We start from the raw sequence: 23,229 nt of genomic DNA, 5'->3' as shown, positions 1-23,229 counted from the left end.
ATGAAAAAATTAGCGACATATCTGTCTTTTTTCTTGCTGTTGATGTTTTTGGTGTTTTTATATGGTTTTACAACCAATAGAAATGGAGCAAAAAAGGTAAAAAACACGGTGGTGGAATTTGCTGCTGGAGACAATAACTTTTTGACACACAGTATGGTTGATAAATTGTTAATACAAAATAATGAATTTGTTAAAAACCAACCAAAAAGATTGGTAGATTTACACTTTCTAGAGGCTAATGTTTCGGCGAACCCGTATGTTGAAAAAACAGCTGTGTTTTTAACCGTAGATGGGGTGTTAAAAACTACTATAAAACAACGAACACCGATAGCTCGAATTGTCGATAAAGATAAATCTTTTTATGTTGATAAGTATGGAGAAGAGATTCCGTTATCAACAAATTTTTCAGCAAGAGTACCATTAGTTTTAGGAGTAAGGGAGCCAGAAGAAATCAAAGAATTAACAACGTTAATAAAGACCATAAATAGCAACAGTTTTTTCGCTAAAGAAATTATTGCTATTCAAAGAGACGCCCAAAACGAATACATATTTACAGTTCGTAGTGGTGATTATAAGATAATTTTTGGAGAGTTAATAGATGCATCAATGAAGTTTAAAAAGCTAACAGCATTTTATAACAAAGCATTTAAAGACAAAACCATTAATAACTATAAAGCGATAAATGTAAAATACCACAACCAAGTTGTGTGCACAAAACAAAATCAAGATGGAAAACAATAAAATTGCAGTTGGTTTAGATATTGGTACAACCAAGATTGTTGCCATGATTGGTCGTAAAAACGAATACGGTAAGCTTGAAGTTTTAGGTATTGGTAAAGCGAAAAGTTTAGGTGTAAAGCGTGGGGTAGTTAATAACATTACGCAAACTATTCAGTCTATTCAGCAAGCAGCTGAAGAGGCAGAAAGTATTTCAGGATATAAGATAGAGAATGTTGTAGTAGGTATTGCTGGTCAACACATACGCAGCCTTCACCATAGTGACTATATAACAAGAGAAAAGTCAGAGGAGGTAATAGATGCAACAGATATAGAAAATTTAGTAAGTCAGGTACATAAATTGGTAATGCTACCTGGTGAAGAAATTATTCATGTATTACCACAAGAATTTAAAGTAGATAGCCAGCCAGATATAAAAGAACCTATCGGAATGTATGGTGGAAGATTAGAAGCTAACTTTCACGTAGTAGTTGGGCAAGTATCTTCTATTCGAAATGTAGGCAGATGTATCAAAAGTGCAGGGTTAAACCTTTCTGAAATTACCCTTGAACCTTTAGCTTCTGCATCAGCAGTGTTAAGTCAAGAGGAAAAAGAAGCAGGTGTAGCATTGATTGATATAGGTGGTGGAACAACAGATTTAGCAATATTTAAAGACGGAATTATTCGTCATACAGCAGTCATTCCTTTTGGAGGTAATGTAATTACTGAAGATATTAAAGAAGGCTGTTCAATAATAGAAAAACAAGCAGAGTTATTAAAAATTAAGTTTGGTTCAGCATGGCCTGGAGAAAATAAAGAAACGGAAATAGTTTCAATTCCAGGGTTAAGAGGAAGAGAGCCTAAAGAAATTACACTTAAAAATTTATCAAAAATAATTCATGCGAGAGTTCAAGAAATTATTGAACATGTGTACCTAGAAATTAAGAACTATGGGCATGAAACTCAAAAAGGAAAATTAATAGCAGGTATTGTACTAACAGGAGGTGGAGCTCAATTAAAACATTTACGCCAGTTAGTAGAATATATTACTGGAATGGACGTTCGTATTGGGTATCCAAATGAACACCTAGCAGGAGACTCTGATGAAGCATTGTCAAGTCCTGCATTTGCAACTGCTGTAGGGTTATTAATGGAAGGTTTACAAAAAGAAGTAGAAGAAAAAGTAGTTGTAGAAGAAGCGCCAGAGGCGTTAGTAGAAGAAGCTATTGAAGAGGAGAAAGAAATAGCAGAAGAAATCCAAGAAGAGAAGGAACACAAAGCGAAAAAATCTAAATCGTTTTTTGATAAGTTTACTGAACGATTCAAAGAATTTTTAGATAACGCAGAGTAATTAGTATATATAAGAATACTCCTGATTAATCCCCTAAAAAGGAGTGTAAAATTGAATAAGAATTAATAAAAAAGAAAAGTTATTATGAGCGCAGAATTTGATAACATTTCATTCGACATGCCAAAAACACAATCGAATGCCATTAAAGTAATTGGTGTTGGTGGGGGAGGAAGCAACGCAGTAAACCACATGTATAGTAAACAAATTCACGGAGTAGATTTCGTAATTTGTAATACAGACGCACAAGCATTAGAAAATAGTCCTATACCTAATAAAGTTCAATTAGGAGCACACTTAACTTCTGGGTTAGGTGCAGGTGCTAATCCAGAAATTGGAGCACAAGCAGCGGCTGAAAGTATGCAGGAAATTCAACAAATGTTGAGTACACATACCAAAATGGTATTTATTACCGCAGGTATGGGAGGAGGTACCGGTACAGGAGCAGCTCCAATCATTGCTAAAATTGCTAAAGATATGGACATTTTAACGGTAGGTATCGTTACTATGCCATTTCAATTTGAAGGAAGAATGCGCTCAAAACAAGCTCAAAAAGGAATTGATGAGCTACGTAATAATGTAGACTCATTAATTGTTATCAATAATAATAAACTGCGCGAAGTTTATGGTAACTTAGGGTTTAAAGCAGGATTCTCTAAAGCTGATGAAGTATTAGCAACAGCGGCAAAAGGTATAGCAGAGGTAATTACACATCACTACAAACAAAATATCGATTTACATGATGCAAAAACGGTATTATCAAATAGTGGTACAGCAATTATGGGTTCTGCAAAAGAAACAGGAGCAAACAGAGCTAAAAATGCTATTGTAAAGGCATTAGATTCACCATTGTTGAACGATAATAAAATTACAGGAGCTAAAAATGTATTGTTATTAATTGTTTCTGGAGGTAATGAAGTTACCCTAGATGAAATAGGTGAAATTAATGACTACATTCAAGATGAAGCAGGTTATGATGCCAATATTATTATGGGTATTGGAGAAGATGAATCGTTAGAAGATGGTATAGCTGTTACGGTTGTAGCTACGGGTTTCGCTGCTGATCAGCAAGGAAATATTACTAATACAGAGGTAAAAAAAATAGTTCATACTTTAGAAGATGAGCAAAAGGCAACCTATAACTTTGGAGATCAGAATATACAAACATCTCCAGCAATTGATGAGCCTATAAAAAGTACACCATCAAATAAAGTTGTTCATGTTTTAGAGGAAGAAAAGCCTGAACCTAAATCAGAGATTATTCCTACAACGGAAGCTATAAAAAATATTGATGTAGTATATGATGAGATTGAAATAGAAACAGTTTCTGAAGACGATTTTATTATTACAAATATAGCTGAACCAAAAGTAGAAGAAAGAGAAGTAAAAGAGCAACCAACTCAGCAAGATTTGTTGTTTGATTTACCATTAAACTCTTACGAAGAAATAAAACCAGCTTCTCATTTAGTTGAAACAACTAGCGAGATTAAAAATATTGAAGTAAAAGCCGAAGAAGTAAAGTATCATAAAGTAGAAAAACGTTATGTACTAGATGATTTTAGTGCACAACCAACAATTGGTAAAAGTTCTACTCCAACAATTAAGGAAGAGATAGAAGAAGAGTTACAATTTGAGGTAAAATCTAAAACGCAAGAAGAAATTAATAACATAGACACTTCAAGCGAAGAAGTTTCTCCGTTAGACTTAACAATTTCTGAATTGCAAAAAAGAGCACAAGAAAGACGTGAAAAAATGAAAGGTTTTAACTACAAGTTTAACGACCAGGTTAGTAAAAACATAGATGAAATTGAGCGTCAACCAGCTTATAAAAGGTTAGGAGTTGATATTGAAGCAGGTTCTGATATTAGTAAGTCAGATACAGCATTAAATACAGATAATAACGATTTATTACGCTCTAACAATTCGTTTTTACACGATAATGTAGATTAATAAAAGAATAACACTTATTTTTAAAATCCCGATAACTCGGGATTTTTTTAATATAAAAAACGACAAGTATGAGTTTGCAAAAACAAGTAATGGATAAAATGAAAGAAGCTATGAAGTCTAAAGACACCGTGGCTTTAACTGCGTTAAGAGCGTTGAAATCTGCCTTTATGCTGGCAAACACCGAAGCAGGAGCAGGAGAATTGTCTGAAGCGGAAGAATTAAAGATTATTCAAAAGCAGGTAAAACAACGTAAAGATAGTGCTACTGTGTTTACAGAACAAGGACGTAATGATTTAGCGGAACCAGAATTAGCAGAAGCAGCTGTGTTAGAACAATTTTTACCTGAAGCTTTAAGTGAAGAGGAGATTGGAAACATTGTAGAGAAGACTATTGCAGATGTTGGAGCAGATGGTATGAAGGATATGGGTAAAGTAATGGGAATTGTATCTAAACAATTGGCTGGACAAGCAGATGGGAAAACTATTTCAGCAATTGTAAAAGCTAAATTAGCTTAACAAAATTTATAGACTCAGTAGTTCAACTGGATAGAACATCAGATTTCGGCTCTGAGGGTTGGGGGTTCGAGTCCTCTCTGGGTCGCAAAAAATATGAGCAGTAGATACAATTGTATCTACTGCTTTTTTTTAGGGAAATGACTGGAAAAAGTTGCTTAACTGAGCAAAATTACAAAACAGAGATATGAACTTATGTAACTTAAGTTACATAGACTTATATTAGAGCTTTTTTTAAATTAGTATGAAACCTGTTTTTCTTATAAAATATACCGCTTTTTTTCTAGGCTTTATAGGGGTTGGAGTTAATGTTGTAGAATCTATTTATGTGCACCTATTTAACAAACCTCTTTTTGTGCATTTTTACCCAATAAAGAAGAAGCTACCTAAAAAGAAGAAAGAGTTTTTAGTTGAAAATATAAGGTTCTATAAGAAACTAGATGAAAAACAAAAAGTATATTTTGAACATCGACTGACCAAGTTTATCAGAACCTATAATTTTGTTGAAAGAGATGATTTTGAGTTAACTCCAGAAGCAAAAGTTTTAATAGCAGCATCGTATATTAAATTAACTTTCGGAATGCGTAAATACCTTACAACAACTTTCGATAAAATTATAATATATCCTACTAGTTTTTATTCAACAATAACTAAACAATATCATAAAGGAGAGTTTAACCCAAGACTAAAATCTATTGTGTTTTCTTGGGAAGATTTTTTGTTAGGAGATATTGTATTGAATGATAATTTAAACTTAGGAATTCATGAGTTTTCACATGCGTTAACCTTTCATGGAAGAAAATCGAAAGATGTAAGTGCCCGAATTTATTACCGTTTATTTGAAGAAATAACCAGTTTTATGGATGATAAAGCGAATGCTGAAAGAATTAAATCATCAGGTTATTTTAGAGCATATGCATTAACAAATAAATTGGAATTTGTTGCTGTAATTATGGAGCACTTTTTTGAAACTCCAGAAGATTTACAGCAACAATTTCCACAATTGTATAAAAAGATTCAACTCATGTTAAACTATTCTGTAGTATAAATAGTTACTCTTTTACTTTAAAAACCTTGGTTAAAATATCATCCATCAAACACCATTTGGTTAATGATGATTGTAATAAATTGGCACCTACAAAAGCAGTAAACCATAACCAATTAATATTTACTTTAATAGCTAAGATTAAACTAATAAGTATAAAACTACCAGCAATACCACGTACAATTCTATTCTTCATAATTAAATATATTTATCAATAGGAACCACAACAGCTCGTATTGGATTATTTGTTTCTAAATTTTTATTAAAAGTTTCAATTAAGTTAAACAGTGTATCTATTTTGTTAGTTTCAGTAAATGAGAAATACATATACGAACTTGTTGCTTTTTCATTTCCAGAAAACCAATCATTTACAGAAATTACAGGAAAAGAATTTCGAAAACCTTCAATATCAGAAGCGCTAAAATTATCTATAGCTGCTTCTTTTAATAGTTTCATTACTTCATTTTGAAGTCCATCAACTACGGTTATTATTAATAACTTCATCTTATTTATAGTTTTTACGTTCAATTAAATAGTATACTAATGGTACTACTAATAAGGTTAGTACAGTCGCAGTAATTGTTCCTCCCATTAAAGAGATAGCCAATCCTTGGAAAATAGGGTCAAATAAGATTACAAAAGCACCAATAACTACCGTACCTGCGGTCAATAAGATAGGAGTTGTACGAACAGCACCAGCTTCTATAACCGCTTGTTTTAACGGAATTCCTTCTGCTAAACGTAAATTAACGAAGTCAATAAGCAAGACGGAGTTTCGTACCATAATTCCTGCTAGGGCAATCATTCCAATAAATGAAGTAGCTGTAAAATAAGCCCCCATCATCCAGTGTCCTAAAATAATTCCTACCATTGATAGTGGAATTGCAACCATCATTACAATTGGTGCTTTGAAGTTTTGAAACCATCCTACAATCAACATATAAATGATAATAATTACTCCTAAAAAGGCAATACCTAAATCTCTAAACACTTCTAAGGTAATTTGCCATTCACCATCCCATTTTACGGTGTAATTATCTTCAAAATCCGGTTGTTTAATGTATAACTCGTTCAATTCATATCCCTTCGGAAGAGGAATCTCTTTTAATTTTTTTTCCATTCCTAAAATAGCATAAGCAGGACTTTCTAACTCCCCAGCCATATCTGCCATCACATATACTACACGTTTTTGATTCTTTCTGTAAATACTTTTTGCACTGTTCTTTTCTTCAACAGAAACCAAATCACTTATAGAAACCATATTACCGTGTTGCGATTTAATCTGTAACTGAGCAATATCTTGAACAGAAGACTTCTCTTTCTCATCCAAAGAAAACACAATTCCTACTTGATTAGAAGCGTCTTCATCATATAAGGTTGAAACCGCTCTGTTAGACAATGCCATATTCAACGTGTAAGCAATTTGCTGAGGTGCCACACCATACAACATTGCTTTTTCTTTGTCGATTACAAACTCGTATTCAGTTTGATTGTCTTCTACCATCCAATCTATATCTACAACGTCATTTGTATTATGTAAGATGTTTTGAACTTCATTAGCAATTTCAATTTGCTTTTCATAATCTGGCCCGTACACTTCAGCAACAATGGTTGATAATACAGGTGGTCCTGGTGGAACTTCTACTAATTTTACATTTGCTTTGAACTTTTTAGCAATGCTTTGTATTTCAGTACGCATCGACTTCGCGATATCATGACTTTGTATACTTCTGTCGTGTTTGTCAACCAAGTTTACCTGAATATCCGCCATATTACTACCACCACGTAAATCGTAGTGACGTACCAATCCGTTAAAGGTAATTGGGGCAGAAGTACCCACATAACTTTGGTAGTTTACTACTTCTGGTCGTGTAGCTAAATACTGTGCAATTTCTTTGGTTACAGCATCGGTACGTTCTAAAGTGGTACCTTCAGGCATATCAATCACTACTTGGAATTCATTTTTATTATCAAAAGGCAACATTTTTACGGCTACCGATTTGGTAAAGAACAACGACATAGAACCCAGTAATAAAACAATAGTGATTCCTAAGAATGCCCAACGTTTAGTTTTATTTTCAATAAGCGGACGCTCGAATCGTTCATACAACTTATAAATCAAAGTTCTTTGCATTGCTTCGGTTTCATCTTCTTCTACCTTTTCCTCCGCACCGTGCTTGTCTTTTTCGCGTAAGAAAATATACCCTAAATACGGAGTAATTGTTAATGCAACAAATAATGACAAAATCATGGCGATAGAAGCACCAATAGGCATCGGACTCATATAAGGTCCCATTAATCCAGAAACGAATGCCATTGGTAATACCGAAGCAATTACAGTAAAGGTTGCTAATATAGTTGGATTACCTACTTCGTTAATAGCATACAAGGCTGCTTGTTTAAACGGCAGTCGTTTCATTTTAAAATGCCTGTGCATGTTTTCGGCAATAATAATGGAATCATCTACCACAATACCTGTTACAAATACCAAAGCAAATAAGGTAATTCTGTTTAAGGTATAATCTAACATGTAGTAACTTAACAAGGTAAGCGCAAAAGTGATGGGCACTGATAAGAACACTACTAAACCACCTCGCCATCCCATGGCTAACATTACTACTAAAGTTACTGCGATAATTGCACCGATTAAGTGTAATAATAATTCTGATACTTTTTGTGAGGCTGTTTCACCATAGTTACGTGTAACTTCAACATGTACATCATCAGGAATTAAGTTGGTACGTAAATGATCAATCTTCGCTAAAATAACATCGGCAATTTGCATTGCATCTGCACCTTTTCGTTTAGCTACCGATATGGTTACCGCTGGATATTCTGATTGATACGTGGAAGCATTACTACTCGCTTGTCCATACCCAAAACTTACATAGTTTTTAGGAATTTCTGGACCGTCTAGTACGTTCGCAACTTGTTTTAAATAAATCGGTTGATTTTGTTGTACACCAACCACTAAGTTTTTAACATCTTCAGCAGATTGTAAAAACTTTCCTGTAGTTACTAAAAACTCGGTATCATTTTTATCATAACTTCCAGCACTCAGTTGCTGATTGCTGGCTTTTAGCATTTCAGTAACCGATAAAAAGTCTAGCCCACTAGCGGCTAATTTATCTTTATCTACGACCACGCGTACTTCACGATTTCTACCTCCAATTTTTTGAGTAATCGCTACATCGTTTACCTTTTCGATTTCGTTGGTAAGTTCTTGTGCTATTTGTTTTAATTGATAGTCATCATAGTTTTCACTCCATAATGTCAACCCTAACATAGGTACATCATCAATTGCACGTGTTTTTACCAAAGGCATCGTAACACCTTTCGGCATTTGATCCATATGTTTGTTAATCTCGTTGTATAGTTTTACGAAAGAGCGTTCGATGTCTTCTCCAACATAAAACTGAACAATGACCATTCCTTGTTCTTTCATCGAAGTAGAGTATACGTACTCTATTCCTTTGATGTTAGAAATTATTTTTTCTAAGGGTTTGATAACTCTCGATTCCACTTCCGTAGGACTCGCTCCTGGATATCCTACAAAAATGTCAGCCATAGGTACATCAATCTGTGGTTCTTCTTCTCTCGGAATTAAAAAAGAACTGTACACACCAATTACCATAAACACTACCATTAATAATATGGTAAGTTTAGAGCCTATAAACCCTTTGGCTATTTTTCCTGCTAAACCTTCTTTCATGTTTTATTATTTTGGGCGTTACCACTAGGTGGTCGGGCTATTCGCGCTACATGGTAGCTTGCTTCTATCCCTAACGCAATTTTTTACTTATTTAATTGTAATGTTCGCTCCGTTGTATAGCTTACCTTCAGAAGAAACGATATAACTTTCATCGGCTGATAAACCTGATAAAACTTCTACTTGATCTCCAAAAGTTCTTCCTAAGCGTAACCAACGTAACACAGCTGTATTACTTTGACTTACCGTATAAATTCCTGATAGTTGTCCTTTGTGTACTAAAGCTTCTGACGGAATTAAAACCATGTCAGTACTTTTTTGTGTTTTTTCAACAGGAAACTGAACCGTAGCAAACATTCCTGATAACAATTTCACATCGGTTTTATCTAGGTTAATTTTAACTAAGTATTGTCCTCCTGTGTTTTTTGCTGAGGTACTAACTTCTGATACTTTTCCTGTAACCGTTTTATTGATTGATTTGATAGTTACATCAACCTTAGTATCCTTTTTAATTTGAGAAATATCACTTTCTGGTACTAACGCAGTTACTTCAAATCCACCTTTTCCTTCTACAGAAATTAAAGGCATTCCAGGGTTTGCCATTGCACCTTTATCGATAAATTTGTTCGTTACTACTCCTGAAAATGGAGCTCTGATATTCGTGTAAGCAAACTGAGAATTGATTTCATTTCTCATCTGTTTTGCAGCTTCTAAATTCGCTTTGGCAACATTGTAATGAACAGTGATATCGTCAAACTCCTTTTGAGAAGCGCTATTTTGTTCAAATAAGTTTTTAAAGCGATTGTAATCTTTTTCAGCACTTGAAAATCCTGCTTGCGCTTTAATAATGTTGGCCTCTACTTGTGCTTTCTTAGCTTGTAAGTCACTGTTATTGATAGATAATAATAATTGACCTTTGTTTACTTTATCACCAACTTTTACGTGTATGTTAGTTACATAACCCATCATACGAGTACTTAATTCAGCACTGTTGGTAGCTTCCACTTTTCCGCTTGCTGTTATAAACGGGTTGTTATCATTTACGGTTACTTTGGCAACTTTTACAGCTACTGTTAGTTTGTTGTTATTGTTTGTTGTTTCTTTTTTACCACAGCTTATTGTTAAAAGTGATGTGGCAAGGGCGATTGTATATATAGTTTTCATTTGTTGATTATTCTTTAGTTAAAAAATCTAAGTAAGCTTTGGTATAGTTGTATTGATATACGGTTTGGTAATATTCTAATTGTTTTTGAGCGTATTGCGTTTCAGCGGTTAATAAATCGGACGTTTTCTCTAGTCCTTCTTTAAATCTGTTTTTTCTTATTCGTAAGGCTTCTTCCGATTGTTGTAAGGCTAATTCGGTTAACTTTAATTGTTCCTCAGCATCGGTTAACAATCGTTTAGTATTATTTAATTCTAATTGACTTTTAGATTTGTACTGTTCGTATTCTAATCTTGATTTTTCATACTGAGCTTTACTTTTTTGTGCTTTCCCGTAGCGTTTAGAACCTTTGAAAATATCCCAAGTTAATTGTGCTCCTACTACATAACCACTTGCATCTGCATTGAAAATTTTATCATCGTATAGTTCGTAACTACCAAAAGCATTTAAGCGAGGAAGAAAATCCATTTTATCTGCTTTGTGCATTTTTTGATAAGCCTCAGAAGCTAATTCCATTGCTTTAATATCTGAGCGGTTTTCAGAAATAGTAATGTCAGCCAGTTGATTCTTTAAGTGTACTTGTAAACTATCTGAAGGTTCATAAATGTTGTTTTGTTTTTCATTCATTAAAAAAGACAAGTAGTTAGAAGCATTTAGTACATTACTTTTTGCTGATTGTAACTGATTTTTTACTTCAGTAACTCTAACTTCAACTGCTAGTACATCTGCACGTTGTAAATATCCCTGTTTAAAGCTGTTTTCTGCCATTTGTTGGTTTGCTTCTGCAGCTTTTAAGGCTTTTTCTAATACTGAAACTCCCTTGTGAGCTAATTGCAATTGCATGTATGCTTTTTCTACTTCAAGTAATAAATATTCTTGAGTACGTTGTGTTTGCAAGTTGGTTGCTTCCATTTTAGTTTTAGCAGCCTTACGTTGGTAAATACCGTCTAAATTCACTAAAGGTTGTTGTATTTCAATTTTGGTAGCGAAGTTTTGTGTTCGCTTTGGATTGTTCAATAAATCTGGATTGAAATCTGCCTGTGTTAAAATTTCCTGATTCAACTTACTACCAAATGCCATTAATGGATTGGTTGTTACAATTCCTGTATGAGAGGCAGTAATATTTGGTAAGAATACAGCATTGGTTTGCTTATAATCGGCACGTGCTTGCTGATAGTTTTGTTCAGATATTTTTAAAGAGGTGTTATTTTCCTGAACTCTTTTTAAAACTTCACCTTTTGAAATGGAAATTTTAGTTTGAGATAGGGTAGTAGCAGATATAAAAAGTGCTACCATAAATAAACTTATATATGTTGTTTTCATTTTTACTGTTTTGTTATAGCAAAATTAGTGGCATAAAGCATAGTAGTCAGTAACTAATGTTACAATGAAAAAACGCCTAAACAAAAGTCTAGACGTTATTAACTAACAATTAAAAATCAACTAATACTTGGAAATGTTTCTGTTAAATGCGTTTAAGTGGTTGAATGAAGCGTTTAATAAATTGGTATATACATTTATACTGTATTCATCATTGGTGTTCTTAATAGCTAACTGTAGATCTTCAATATCTTTTTCTTCAATTAACTTACCTACTTCAAGTGCATCTAGTTTAGATTTTTGTCCTTTACTTATTAACTCATCATATAGCTTTTGAAGTTCAGAATTTTTAAAAACACCTCTTTCTTTATTTAGGGTAAAGGCAATATTATTGTATTGTAATAAACCTTTCATGGCGTTCATATGTCGCTCTTCACTTTGACTGATGTTTTCAAAAACACGTAGGTTCCATTTTTCATTAAGGAAGTTATAAACATCAAAAGCTAATTTTTCTTCCTCTAACATAAAAAGCATTTCGTTTTTTTCTTGTTGAGAAAGAGTAAGATCGGTATTGTTTGTATTCTGGCAAGAGCTACTAATACTCGAAAAAAGTAATAAGAATAGCAAGCCTATTATGTTTAAAGTTTTCATGATAACAGCTTTTAAATTATACACTAATTTAAATATTGTATAGGCTGTAATCTGCAACTTTAGTTACATAGGAGTAAGGTTTTAATAGAATGTTTTTTATTTAGCTAAGTATAAGAACTAGACTAATGCTCGCCATAGTCTACATCATCCATTTTTCCTTTAAAAACTTTATACTGAATAACAAAATAAACAACTACTAGTATCGCAGCTATAAAAAACCAATTTACACCAATAGATAAACCGTATTCGTCAGCAGCTACATTGTAAATTGTTAAATCTGGATTTATATTATTAGTTGAAGGCAAAACTTTAGGAAAAATTGAAGCGACTGTAGTTGCCAAGCCTCCTAATAAAAACAACGAAGAATATAAAAAACCAGTGATGTGCTTTGTATGTTTTTTTACGTTGAACAAACCAAACAAGCCTACAAACGTTAGTAAAGGAAATATCCAAAGGAAAGGATGTTCTATAAAATTATGAAATGGTTTAGGTTCTATAATATGCCAAGCGAATAATGAAATAATTACTAAGCCTAATAAAACAAAAGAAAGAGTAAAAACAACTTTTTTTAATTGGTTATTAATACTAGCATTGGTTTTGAAAATTACCCAATTGGCACCATGAATTGTTAGTGATACTACTGCAATAATTCCTAGAAGTAAAGTAAACCAATCAATAACACCAAGTGTTTCAGAGTGAGGAGAGAATTCCGAATTCCATAAAGGAAGGAAGAAATAATGAGATTCATGAGTTGAAATACCATCTACCACATTTCCTAGATTAACACCACGTATGACATTTCCTAATGCAACTCCAAAAAATAAGGCAAGAAGTAAACTGGCAATTCCAAAAGCTTTATCCCAAATACTTTCCCATATTTTATTATGTATTTGTCCGCGAAGCTCTAAACCAATAGCTCTAAAAATTAGTAGCCATAAAACCATCATTAAAGGAAGATAAAAACCACTAAATGATGAAGCGTATAAAGTAGGGAAAGCAAAAAATAAGACACCACCCGCAGCGATTAACCATACTTCGTTTGCATCCCAAAATGGGCCTATTGCTTTTACAACCTTTTTTTTGTCCTCTTCTTTTTTAGCTAAGAATAGATGAATAATTCCTACGCCAAAATCATAACCATCTAAAATAACATAAATGGCTAACATTGTAACTAATACTACATACCAAAATAGTTCCATAACTTAACGTGTTGTTTGAGGTCCTTTGTTAATGATTTTTCCAACTAAAATTAAAAATAACATTCCTAATAGTAGATATAATCCGATAAACCCTAAAAGAGTAAATAAAGTGTTTCCTGATGATACTGTAGGAGATGCTCCAGCAGATGTTCGTAGTAAATTATAAACTAACCAAGGTTGACGACCTAGTTCAGCAGTATACCAACCTGTGGTATTAGCAATATAAGGAAATGGAATAATGAAAAGTAATGACCATAAAATCCACTTTGTATCATATAACTTTTTTCTAAATAATTGAACAATGCTAGCTAACATCAAAGCAATAAAAATAGTTCCTAATCCCACCATTATATGATATGCATAATATAAACCCGGTATGTTTGTTGGGTAGTTTTTTTCATCAAATTCATTTAGTCCTTTAATTTCTGCATTCCATTCTTGATAGGTTAAAAAGCTTAAGATGTTAGGGACTGCTATTTTATTGTCTAATTTTTTCTCCAGCATATTTGGTTGTCCAATTAGCACTATTTCAGAGCCTCCTTTTTCTGTTTCAAATATCCCCTCCATAGCGGCAAAGGTTACAGGTTGATATTTTACTACATTTTTAGCGGCTAAATCACCTGTAGGAAAAGCAACTAAAATAGATGCTACAACTCCGAAAATAACTCCAGTTTTTAAAAATAATTTACCAAATTCTAAGTGCTTCTTGTTTAAAAGATAAAGGGCTCCAATACCAGCAACTACAAAAGAACTAGTAACCAAGGAGGCTGCTTGATTGTGCAAATAAGAAGGCCATAACCATGGGTTTGAGAATAAAGCTGAAAAGTTATTTAGTACAAACTTACCGTTGGCTAGTATTTCATAGCCTACAGGATTTTGCATCCAAGAATGTGTAGCAATGATTAAAAAGCCACTTGCCCAAGAACCTAAAAAGACAAGGAATCCAGTTAAAAAATGAAGTTTATGTCCTAGCTTTTTTTCACCAAATAAAAACAATCCTAAAAAGGAAGATTCTAGGAAGAAAGAAAACATTCCTTCCATAGCTAATGTTTGACCTATAATACCACCAGTTAGCTCGGAGAACTTAGCCCAGTTAGTTCCGAATTGAAACTCCATAGGAATTCCGGTAACTACTCCCATGGCAAAGTTTAAAGCAAAGATTTTCATCCAAAACTTAGCAGCGTCGTTATATTTTTCAATTTTAGTTCTTAAAAATTTCCATTTAAAGAAGACTATCATTAACGATAGTCCCATTGTTAATTGTGGAAATAAGTAGTGAAAAGTAATAGTGAAAGCAAACTGCATTCTATCATAAAAGAGCATGTCTTCCATACCGAAGATTGTTTATGAGGTTATTAAATAAGAACGTTTTTTTAGTAGCAATAAAGAGGAATAAAAATAATGATATTATTTCACATGGCTATTAATAATACTAATCAAATCGTTCTTATATAACATTCCTGATTGTCTCCATAATAGTTTGCCTTCTTTAAAAAGCATAAAGGTAGGAACACCCCTAATTTGGTAGGTATTGGCTATTTGTTGATTTTTATCAATGTCTATTTTTAAAATAATAACACTTTCTCCTAAATCTTCTTTTACTTCTTTTAATATAGGAGCCATCATTTTACATGGACCACACCATTCAGCAAAGAAATCAACCAAAACAGGTTTGTCTCCTTTAATTATGTCTGAAAATTTTCCCATAATTTTAATTTTTAAATGCTATGCTCCAAATACCTCGTACCTGATTTACATCATAACCTTGAGCTTTATCGGTAGGGTATAGGAGAGTTAATTCTTTTAAAGTTTCAGGTTTTATTTGTGTGTTAGGGGTTCCATGACATTGTAGGCACATACTATTTGTTATAATTGGATAATAGAATTTGGTTTTGTTACCTACTTGTTTTGTAACAGGTTTAATTTCCTCTTTGTTACTTACAACTCTTTTGTATCCTTCAATAATGTTTAATTCTTCAGTGTTTGCAGTGTTGTTGAGGTTTCTTGGTTTGTCTGAAACTCTTTTAATCGAAGCATTGAATTTTGTAGCCATACTATCGGTTAGCTTGTAGGCTTTTTCGTTACAAAATTGTAAAGCATGTAAAGTTCCTTTTTTTTGAATTGCTCCCATTAAGTTTTTACCTAATGTTTTTTTAGTTTCCATAGCATACTCCAATCCAATTTCTTCAGAAGTTTTGTTAGATTGGATGTCGCTTACCTCTCTACCTGAATTAATGTAGCTTTTACCTTGCTTAGACTCCCAATGCTCTTTAAACCAACTAGGCTCTTCAATTTGATAGTTGTATAAGTAATCAGCTATCTTCTTAAGATCTTCTTCTTCAAATTTTTGATAAGGCATCACTCCAAATCGTTTTACAGCTCCACTCATCACTGCATTTTCTTTCGTGGGGTTTAATACAAAATTGAGAAAGTTATTAGTGAAATCTTCTTCTGAAGTATTTTCATTAATATAATGAGCTTTAATAGCAATCATTGGAGGTGCAACTCTCTCGTTGTTTGGAGTAGAGGAGTTATGGCATACAAAACATTTTGTTTCTAATAATTTTTTGCCAGAAGGAGGTGTAGCTTTTTCAACTGTAACTTCTTTAGTATTCTTTTTTGAATAATCACTTTTTTTAGATTGATTACAACTAAAAAAGAATAATACAGTAATTAAGATAATAAACTTGTGCATCGTTCTAATTTTTACCATAAAGGTAGAACGATTCTCTTGTAAAAAATGTAACTTAAGTTACAAGGTTAAAGTTCTAACACTTTAATCTGATTTCTATTTAGTTCTATTTTATCTTTTTTTTCTAAAGCTTTTAAAAGTCTTGAAATAACTACTCTAGAAGTATGTAAGTCATTAGCTATTTGTTGGTGTGTTACGCTAATTGTTTCGTTTTGGTTTACTAAAGCTTTGTCTTTTAGATATTTTAATAAACGCTCATCCATATTTAAAAAAGCAATAGTGTCAATAGCATCAATAAACTCTTGTAATCTACTATGGTAGCTATGTAAAATAAATTCTTGCCAGCTTTTATATTTGCTAAGCCATTCACTCATTTTTTGTTTAGGAATCATCAATAGCTTTACATCGGTTTCAGCCACAGCTTTGATTTTACTTTTAGTTTGTCCCATACAGCACGAAAGGGTCATAGCGCAAGTGTCTCCCTTTTCTATGTAGTATAAAACTAAGTCATCTCCTTCTTTATCCTCACGTAAAATTTTTATGGCGCCGCTTAATAACAGAGGGATAGAAGTAATATAACTGCCAATATCAATAATAACTTCATTAGCTTTTACTTCTTTAGCTATAGCAACATCAGCTATTTCTTTTAATAATGCTTCCTCAAATAAATAACCGTAGTATTTCTGTAAATCTTCTATCAAGATAAATTGTTTTTGTAAAAATAGTTAAATAATTACATTTTAGATAGAAATAAAATAGATGATAATCTATGATTTTAATCAGGTTTATACTTGTTTTTATTACTGAAATTTGAAGTAAATAATAACACAAAACCTTACAAAAATGAAAAAAAGAACACCAGTTTCAGTTATAATGACTAAAGATGTAATTACATTAAGTAGTACTGATGATTTAATGACGGCAGAGAAAATATTTAAAAAAGAACATATACGACACATTCCAGTAGTTAGTGGAAATGAAATAAAAGGAATGTTAAGTTATACAGATTTATTACGAATAAGCTTTGCAGATGCAGTTGATGAAAATGAAACCGACGTTGATACTGTGGTGTATAATATGTTTACAATAGACCAAGTGATGGCGAAAAATCTGGTAACTGTAAACTCAGATACAACGATTAAAGAGGTAGCTGAGATTTTAGCAAAAAAAGAGTTTCATGCTTTGCCAGTTGTTGATAATAATGAATTAGTAGGGATTGTAACTACCACTGATTTAATTTATTACCTATTAGAGCAATTTTAGTCCTTTCTTTAATATAAGTAGATATGAAAAGTTGAAATTTATGGTAAAACCATACTTTTATTATGGTTTTTTTTGAGTTAAATTGTTTTGTAGAATTTATTTTTGAGAAACTCAAAATACTTTATCATGTTAAAAAACATTTCAAATTTAGGTTCGGTTTTGAATAAGTCAGAACAAAAATCAATTAATGGAGGATGGATTTACGTTTTGTGTCATAACTGTGAACCACTTCCTCGAGGCTATGTTTGTATGAATGATGTTATTTGTAGTGGAGAATAAGTTAACCCTAAACAAGATTACATTAATATTTACTATTCATATTTAGTAACCCTTTTAAGGGATTATAGGGCTGTTAAACTAGAAGCGTATTTAGAAATTTTTCTAAATACGCTTTGACTTTTAGTTTATAATAGTTTTTAAATTCTCAATTGTTTCGGTAGGATTATCGCTTTTGAAAACAAAACTACCAGCAACCAACACATTAGCACCAACTTCTACAAGTTTATTAGCGTTTTGGTCAGTTACCCCTCCGTCAATTTCAATTAAAGTTGAAGCTCCACTAAATTCAATCAAGTTTTTTAACTGTTGAATTTTTTTGTAGGTGTTTTCAATGAATGATTGCCCTCCAAATCCAGGGTTTACACTCATAATACAAACTAAATCTAAATCTGTAATAATATCTTCTAAAACGGCTATAGGTGTATGCGGGTTTAAAGCAACACCAGCTTTCATACCAGCAGCTTTTATTGCCTGTACAGTTCTATGTAAATGAGTACAAGCTTCATAATGTACGGTTAAAATATCGGCGTCTAAATCAGCAAAAGTTTGAATGTAACGATCAGGATCTACAATCATTAAGTGTACATCAATAGTTTTATTAGCGTGTTTTGCAATTGATTTTAAAACAGGCATTCCGAAAGAAATATTTGGTACAAAAACACCGTCCATAATGTCAATATGAAACCAATCTGCTTTACTATCATTAACCATTTCAACATCACGTTGTAGGTTACCAAAATCAGCCGCTAAAATTGATGGGGCTACAAGTTTTTCCATTAATATATAAGTTGTTGTGTTGTTATTAATTGCAAATATAGTTAAAACTAAGAGCATTAAAACCAAAAAGAAAGCTCTCAAATTTGAGAGCTTTCATTCATTAATCAAAAAACGAATAGTTACGATAACTATTTGTTGTTGTTTATATTATTAACCTAAGTAAGTCATTAAAATCTTACTACGAGATGTGTGTTTTAATCTTCTGATGGCTTTTTCTTTAATTTGACGAACACGTTCACGAGTTAAATCAAAAGTTTCACCAATTTCTTCTAAAGTCATTGGTTGGTGCTCTCCTAAACCAAAGTATAGTTTTACAACATCAGCTTCACGTGGAGTTAATGTTTCAAGTGCACGATTAATTTCGATACGTAATGATTCGTGTAATAAAGTTTTATCAGGGTTTGGTGATTCACCTGAGTTTAATACGTCGTATAAATTTGAATCTTCACCTTCAATTAAAGGAGCATCCATCGATACGTGACGACCAGAATTTTTCATAGACTCTTTAACATCATTAACAGTCATGTCTAATTTCTTGGCAATTTCTTCAGCACTTGGAGGGCGCTCATTTTCTTGCTCTAAGAAAGCATACATCTTATTAATTTTATTAATAGAACCAATTTTGTTTAAAGGTAAGCGTACAATACGAGATTGTTCAGCCAATGCTTGTAAAATAGATTGACGAATCCACCATACAGCATATGAAATGAATTTAAAACCACGCGTTTCATCAAAACGTTTAGCAGCTTTAATTAATCCTAAATTACCTTCATTAATTAAATCAGGTAATGTCAATCCTTGGTTTTGGTATTGCTTAGCAACCGATACCACAAAACGTAAGTTAGCCTTAGTTAGTTTTTCAAGGGCTCTTTGGTCACCAGCTTTAATTCTTTGTGCTAATTCAACTTCTTCATCAGCAGTAATTAAATCTACCTTTCCTATTTCTTGCAAATATTTATCTAAAGACGCGGTTTCTCTATTGGTAACCTGTTTTGTAATTTTTAGTTGTCTCATCTACTTCAAGTATATTTTAATTTATCAATCAGTCTACATTAACTTATACGTATGCAGTTATAATAATGTTACAAAGTTTTTTGTGTTTTTTGAAAATTTTCGTCTATTTGTTAAATAAATGTTAAAATTTGTTATTAAAACAATAATTAAGTGACCACGTAACGGACCAAGTGTCTAAATTGATGTATAACTAAGGAGGAAACTAACTATACTGCCCATTGGAGAGTATTGATGTAAAGAAAATAAGCGACGAAGATTTGGTTCGTAAAATAGTAGAAAAAAATGATACTCATTTATTTGCTGTTTTATACGATCGTTATGCTGGCGTGGTGTATAACAAGTGCTACGGATTTTCCAAAAATAAAGAAGAGGCTCAAGATTTAACACATGATGTATTTATTCGTTTATTTGTTAAATTGAGAACTTTTAAAGGAAAATCTAAGTTTTCTACTTGGCTATATTCTTTTACTTATAATTTTTGTGTTAATTATGTACAGAGAAATAAGGAGAAGAAAAAAGAAAAGGTAACAGTAGTAACTGATGAAATAAGAGAAGAAAGTAATATTGATGATATTGATGACGCTACACTATTTGAGTTAAAGTCAGATAAATTGGCAAAAGCACTCGAAATGATTTCTCCTTCAGAGAAAATGATTTTATTAATGAAGTACCAAGATGAAATGAGTATTAAAGATATTTCAGCGGGGTTAGATTTGGGGGAAAGCGCAGTAAAAATGCGTTTAAAAAGAGCTAAGGAAAAAGTGGTGAAAGCGTATAACGAATTGTAATAAATTATGGATAATCCATTTAAAAAAATATTACATAACGAAGAATTGCCAGAAGTACTAAAAGACAAAGTACTTAATGATGTGGCAATGATTAAGCTATCAATAGATATGGCTGATTTATTCGTGGTTAAGTATCCTAATGCTATTGTTGATTTGATAGGAGGAGCTACTGAACCAAACGGAAAAAAGAAATGAAACTAACTAGTTCAAACTAACCAAATACATACTATATATACATAAAAGTTATGAGTTTTTTAAATATAGATTTTTTAACCCCTTTTAAGGATATTTTTCAAGATATCATTGATTCATTACCAACTGTAGTAGGATTTTTAGCTTTTGTAATTATTTCTTGGCTTGTTATAAAAATCTTTTTATACCTTGTTAGAAAAGCATTAGCCAAAACTAAAATAGATGAATGGTCTAAAAAGCTTAGGAAAACAGAAATTTTTGGTAGTAGCACAATAAATATTGTACTAACCAATGTTATTTTGGCCGTATTAAAATGGTTTTTGATTTTTGTTTTTGTTATGGTTGGAGCCGAAATGTTTGGCTTAACTGTAGTGTCTGAGGGGATTAGAAGCTTTTTTGCGTATTTACCTAAGCTATTAACGGCTGTAGGTATTTTTGTAGGAGGGGCTTATCTAGGAACTATGGTAAAAAAAGCAATTCAATCTATGTTTAAATCTCTTGAAGTATCTGGAGGTAATTTAGTAGGTAATATAGCTTTTTATTTAATTGTAGTGTTCTTATCTATAACAGCATTAGACCAAGCAGGGGTTGATACATCGGTAATTAAAAGTAATTTAACTCTTTTAATAGGTTCTGTATTATTGGCTTTTACTTTAGCTTTTGGATTTGGTGCTAGAGATGCTGTTTCTAGGTTGCTTTTTGGTTATTATTCAAGAAAAAACATTTCAATAGGAGAAAAGGTTGTAATAGATGATGTAGAAGGTGTAGTAGTTGCTATAGATAATATATGTATTACAATCAATACAGAAGGAGGTAAGGTGATTTTACCAATTAAAGATGTAGTTGACAATAAAATAGTTATAAAAAAATAATAAAAATTAACAATTTTTTATATCTTTGAAAACGCTAAAAACAATGTTTTTAACAGTACGATAGATTTCGGGGGACTTCTATCCAACTAATAAAGAGAAATCTTTATGAAATAAGGCCGCATTTTTGCGGTCTTTTTTTATTTAAGATAAAATAAATGTGACCTAAGAAAATAAAGTGTGTCTAACAAGTATAGAGTAATAAGAATTCGGGGGACTTCATATTATTTTTAAACTAAAAAAGGCTTTCTAATTTAGAAAGCCTTTTATTTTTTATTGTAATTGTTTTATAAATCCTATTCAAAAGCCAAGTGTAAAAACACTCCTCTGGTTCCCAAGAAATCAATAGGATCAGTCCATTGAGAAGACTTATTGTCGTATTTAACTTCGTTATTAATGGCAAAAACACCTCTTATTGAAGGAGAAAATTTAAAGTAACTTAAATAAAAGTCAACACCTATTCCTATTTCATACATAAAGTTGTTGGTTGTAGTTCTAAATTCACCAGCAAAGTTATCATCACTATTTCTTTCGTTACTTGAAAAGTTATGATCATATGAAAGTCCTCCAATAACATAAGGCCTCATATTGTTGAGTCTGTTAGTGCTAAATTTTAAAAGTAGTGGTAAATGTAAGTATGTAGCACCTACTTCTCGAGTATTTACGTTATCTGCACCAGCTATATGTTTAAATCGTAATGTTTTTGTATTGGACATTAGTCCAGGTTCAAAACGAAGGTTAATATTGTTATGCAATCTTAAATCAGCAATTAAACCTACGTTAAAACCAATAGATGATTCTACTTCGATTTCAGCATTATCAAAATCACTTGGAGCATAAGAAATTTTGTAACCATTATTATTAGCACCAAGGTAAAAACCATAGTGAAAAAGAGGTTTATCAAAACTAGGAAGCTTTAATATTTTTTCTCTTTGTGCTTGCGTAGATAAGGACGCTACTAAAATTCCGAAAAGTAAAAGCTTTTTTAACATACTATTTTAAAGCGGTATAAATTGATGCAACACCAAATGTTACAGGTATATTCTTTGCATTCTTAAACCCATTTTTTTGTAAAATATTGTTGAAAGCCTTTCCAAAAGGAAAAGTATTTGCTGTTTCTGATAAATATGAGTAAGCAACTTTATCTTTTGAAAAGAGTTTACCAATAATAGGTAAAATATAATTAGTATACAATTTGTACCCTTGCTTAAAAGGAAATTTGGTAGGGTTAGAGGTTTCTAATACGACAAACTTACCTCCAGGTTTTAACACGCGTAATATTTCGGTTAAACCTTTGTCTAAGTTTTCAAAGTTTCTAACTCCAAAAGAAACAGTAATTGCATCAAAAGTATTATCAGGAAAAGGGATATTTTCGCTATCGCCAACAATCATCTTAATCTTATTGGACAAATTTGCTTTAGCTATTTTTTGTCTTCCCACTTGTAGCATTCCTTCAGAAATATCTAAACCTACAATTTTTTCAGGATTTAATTCAGACATCATTAAAGCTAAGTCACCTGTACCAGTAGCAATATCTAAAATTTGTTGTGGGTTATTTTCTCCTACTAGTTTTACTACTTTTTTACGCCAACTAACATCTATTCCTAAAGAAATAACACGGTTTAACCCGTCATAATCTTCAGAAATATTGTCAAACATTTGAGCAACTTGTTCTTTCTTTCCTAATTCAGAATCTTTATATGGTTTAATCTTTTCAGACATATATTTTATTTGGTTTGGAA

At 32.1% G+C, this 23,229-nt stretch carries 24 protein-coding genes and 1 tRNA gene; 10 read left to right on the top strand and 15 right to left on the bottom strand.

The features are described 5' to 3' along the window. From ACTPNM_RS15295 to ACTPNM_RS15270, 6 genes are all read left to right on the top strand, one after another. Entirely contained in the window at positions 1-741 is a 741-nt protein-coding gene (locus tag ACTPNM_RS15295) for a cell division protein FtsQ/DivIB (protein ID WP_440122651.1), read from the top strand. Next, positions 728-2,068, top strand: a complete 1,341-nt coding sequence (gene ftsA / locus ACTPNM_RS15290) for a cell division protein FtsA (RefSeq protein WP_440122650.1) — start codon at positions 728-730, stop codon at positions 2,066-2,068. The genes ACTPNM_RS15295 and ftsA overlap by 14 nt, the downstream gene beginning before the upstream one ends. An 84-nt stretch (positions 2,069-2,152) precedes the next feature. After that, positions 2,153-4,015 carry a cell division protein FtsZ gene (gene ftsZ, locus ACTPNM_RS15285; protein ID WP_440122649.1) on the top strand — a complete coding sequence of 621 codons (1,863 nt, stop codon included), beginning with the start codon at positions 2,153-2,155 and terminating at the stop codon, positions 4,013-4,015. Between the two features lie 68 nt (positions 4,016-4,083). Further along, on the top strand, positions 4,084-4,530 hold the full coding sequence (locus ACTPNM_RS15280) for a GatB/YqeY domain-containing protein (RefSeq protein WP_440122647.1): 447 nt from the start codon (positions 4,084-4,086) through the stop codon (positions 4,528-4,530). An 11-nt stretch (positions 4,531-4,541) separates the two neighbouring features. Continuing rightward, a tRNA-Arg gene (locus ACTPNM_RS15275) sits at positions 4,542-4,615 on the top strand. A 156-nt stretch (positions 4,616-4,771) separates the two neighbouring features. Then, positions 4,772-5,575, top strand: coding sequence for a zinc-dependent peptidase (locus ACTPNM_RS15270; protein ID WP_440122646.1), 804 nt, complete (start codon positions 4,772-4,774; stop codon positions 5,573-5,575). Between the two features lie 4 nt (positions 5,576-5,579). On the opposite strand, the gene ACTPNM_RS15265 is transcribed toward ACTPNM_RS15270, so the two are convergent. The 11 genes from ACTPNM_RS15265 to ACTPNM_RS15215 form a co-directional block, all read right to left on the bottom strand. After that, positions 5,580-5,768: a YgaP family membrane protein gene (locus ACTPNM_RS15265; RefSeq protein WP_028891241.1), complete on the bottom strand. Its 189-nt coding sequence runs from the start codon at positions 5,766-5,768 to the stop codon at positions 5,580-5,582. Positions 5,769-5,770: 2 nt separating this feature from the next. Beyond that, positions 5,771-6,076 carry a hypothetical protein gene (locus ACTPNM_RS15260; protein ID WP_440122643.1) on the bottom strand — a complete coding sequence of 102 codons (306 nt, stop codon included), beginning with the start codon at positions 6,074-6,076 and terminating at the stop codon, positions 5,771-5,773. Between the two features lies 1 nt (position 6,077). Next, on the bottom strand, positions 6,078-9,284 hold the full coding sequence (locus ACTPNM_RS15255) for an efflux RND transporter permease subunit (RefSeq protein ID WP_440122642.1): 3,207 nt from the start codon (positions 9,282-9,284) through the stop codon (positions 6,078-6,080). Between the two features lie 87 nt (positions 9,285-9,371). Then, a complete protein-coding gene (locus tag ACTPNM_RS15250; RefSeq protein WP_440122641.1) occupies positions 9,372-10,445 on the bottom strand; it encodes an efflux RND transporter periplasmic adaptor subunit in 1,074 nt (357 codons plus the stop codon). A gap of 7 nt (positions 10,446-10,452) precedes the next feature. Further along, positions 10,453-11,766, bottom strand: coding sequence for a TolC family protein (locus tag ACTPNM_RS15245; RefSeq protein WP_440122639.1), 1,314 nt, complete (start codon positions 11,764-11,766; stop codon positions 10,453-10,455). A gap of 120 nt (positions 11,767-11,886) precedes the next feature. Continuing rightward, positions 11,887-12,414, bottom strand: coding sequence for a DUF2202 domain-containing protein (locus ACTPNM_RS15240; RefSeq protein ID WP_440122638.1), 528 nt, complete (start codon positions 12,412-12,414; stop codon positions 11,887-11,889). Positions 12,415-12,536: 122 nt separating this feature from the next. Then, positions 12,537-13,613 (bottom strand): cytochrome d ubiquinol oxidase subunit II, encoded by a 1,077-nt coding sequence (gene cydB, locus ACTPNM_RS15235; protein ID WP_440122637.1) that lies wholly within the window; start codon positions 13,611-13,613, stop codon positions 12,537-12,539. A 3-nt stretch (positions 13,614-13,616) separates the two neighbouring features. Then, on the bottom strand, positions 13,617-14,945 hold the full coding sequence (locus tag ACTPNM_RS15230; protein WP_440122636.1) for a cytochrome ubiquinol oxidase subunit I: 1,329 nt from the start codon (positions 14,943-14,945) through the stop codon (positions 13,617-13,619). A gap of 75 nt (positions 14,946-15,020) precedes the next feature. Then, the gene (trxA, locus tag ACTPNM_RS15225; RefSeq protein WP_440122634.1) at positions 15,021-15,320 is read right to left on the bottom strand and encodes a thioredoxin; all 300 of its coding nucleotides are present in this window, start codon (positions 15,318-15,320) and stop codon (positions 15,021-15,023) included. Positions 15,321-15,324: 4 nt separating this feature from the next. After that, positions 15,325-16,308 carry a Tll0287-like domain-containing protein gene (locus tag ACTPNM_RS15220; RefSeq protein WP_440122632.1) on the bottom strand — a complete coding sequence of 328 codons (984 nt, stop codon included), beginning with the start codon at positions 16,306-16,308 and terminating at the stop codon, positions 15,325-15,327. Positions 16,309-16,373: 65 nt separating this feature from the next. After that, complete coding sequence (locus ACTPNM_RS15215) at positions 16,374-17,006, bottom strand: Crp/Fnr family transcriptional regulator (protein ID WP_440122631.1); 633 nt, start codon at positions 17,004-17,006, stop codon at positions 16,374-16,376. Positions 17,007-17,148: 142 nt separating this feature from the next. Between ACTPNM_RS15215 and ACTPNM_RS15210 the strand changes: the two genes are divergently transcribed. After that, positions 17,149-17,568, top strand: a complete 420-nt coding sequence (locus ACTPNM_RS15210; RefSeq protein ID WP_099215523.1) for a CBS domain-containing protein — start codon at positions 17,149-17,151, stop codon at positions 17,566-17,568. A gap of 399 nt (positions 17,569-17,967) precedes the next feature. On the opposite strand, the gene rpe is transcribed toward ACTPNM_RS15210, so the two are convergent. Together rpe and ACTPNM_RS15200 are read right to left on the bottom strand one after the other, a co-directional pair. Then, entirely contained in the window at positions 17,968-18,624 is a 657-nt protein-coding gene (gene rpe / locus ACTPNM_RS15205; protein ID WP_440122629.1) for a ribulose-phosphate 3-epimerase, read from the bottom strand. Positions 18,625-18,774: 150 nt separating this feature from the next. Next, a complete protein-coding gene (locus tag ACTPNM_RS15200) occupies positions 18,775-19,638 on the bottom strand; it encodes a sigma-70 family RNA polymerase sigma factor (RefSeq protein ID WP_028891227.1) in 864 nt (287 codons plus the stop codon). A gap of 218 nt (positions 19,639-19,856) precedes the next feature. Between ACTPNM_RS15200 and ACTPNM_RS15195 the strand changes: the two genes are divergently transcribed. Genes ACTPNM_RS15195 through ACTPNM_RS15185 form a run of 3 tightly spaced genes read left to right on the top strand, consistent with a single transcriptional unit; the run spans position 19,857 to position 21,490 of the window. Further along, positions 19,857-20,426, top strand: coding sequence for an RNA polymerase sigma factor (locus ACTPNM_RS15195; protein WP_274639634.1), 570 nt, complete (start codon positions 19,857-19,859; stop codon positions 20,424-20,426). A gap of 6 nt (positions 20,427-20,432) precedes the next feature. Next, positions 20,433-20,621, top strand: coding sequence for a hypothetical protein (locus ACTPNM_RS15190; RefSeq protein ID WP_274639635.1), 189 nt, complete (start codon positions 20,433-20,435; stop codon positions 20,619-20,621). A 50-nt stretch (positions 20,622-20,671) separates the two neighbouring features. Beyond that, a complete protein-coding gene (locus ACTPNM_RS15185) occupies positions 20,672-21,490 on the top strand; it encodes a mechanosensitive ion channel family protein (protein WP_440122628.1) in 819 nt (272 codons plus the stop codon). Positions 21,491-21,783: 293 nt separating this feature from the next. Here the strand turns inward: ACTPNM_RS15185 and ACTPNM_RS15180 are convergent, their stop codons facing one another. Beyond that, on the bottom strand, positions 21,784-22,479 hold the full coding sequence (locus ACTPNM_RS15180) for a porin family protein (protein WP_440122627.1): 696 nt from the start codon (positions 22,477-22,479) through the stop codon (positions 21,784-21,786). Position 22,480: 1 nt separating this feature from the next. Then, on the bottom strand, positions 22,481-23,209 hold the full coding sequence (ubiE, locus tag ACTPNM_RS15175; RefSeq protein WP_099215517.1) for a bifunctional demethylmenaquinone methyltransferase/2-methoxy-6-polyprenyl-1,4-benzoquinol methylase UbiE: 729 nt from the start codon (positions 23,207-23,209) through the stop codon (positions 22,481-22,483). Positions 23,210-23,229 lie beyond the last annotated feature (20 nt).

Source organism: Tenacibaculum sp. Ill, from assembly GCF_051938915.1.
In the GTDB taxonomy this organism is placed as follows: Bacteria; Bacteroidota; Bacteroidia; order Flavobacteriales; family Flavobacteriaceae; genus Polaribacter; species Polaribacter larymnensis.
The sequence above is the reverse complement of the archived record's forward strand: the minus strand, read 5'-3'. Positions and strand labels throughout refer to the sequence as shown.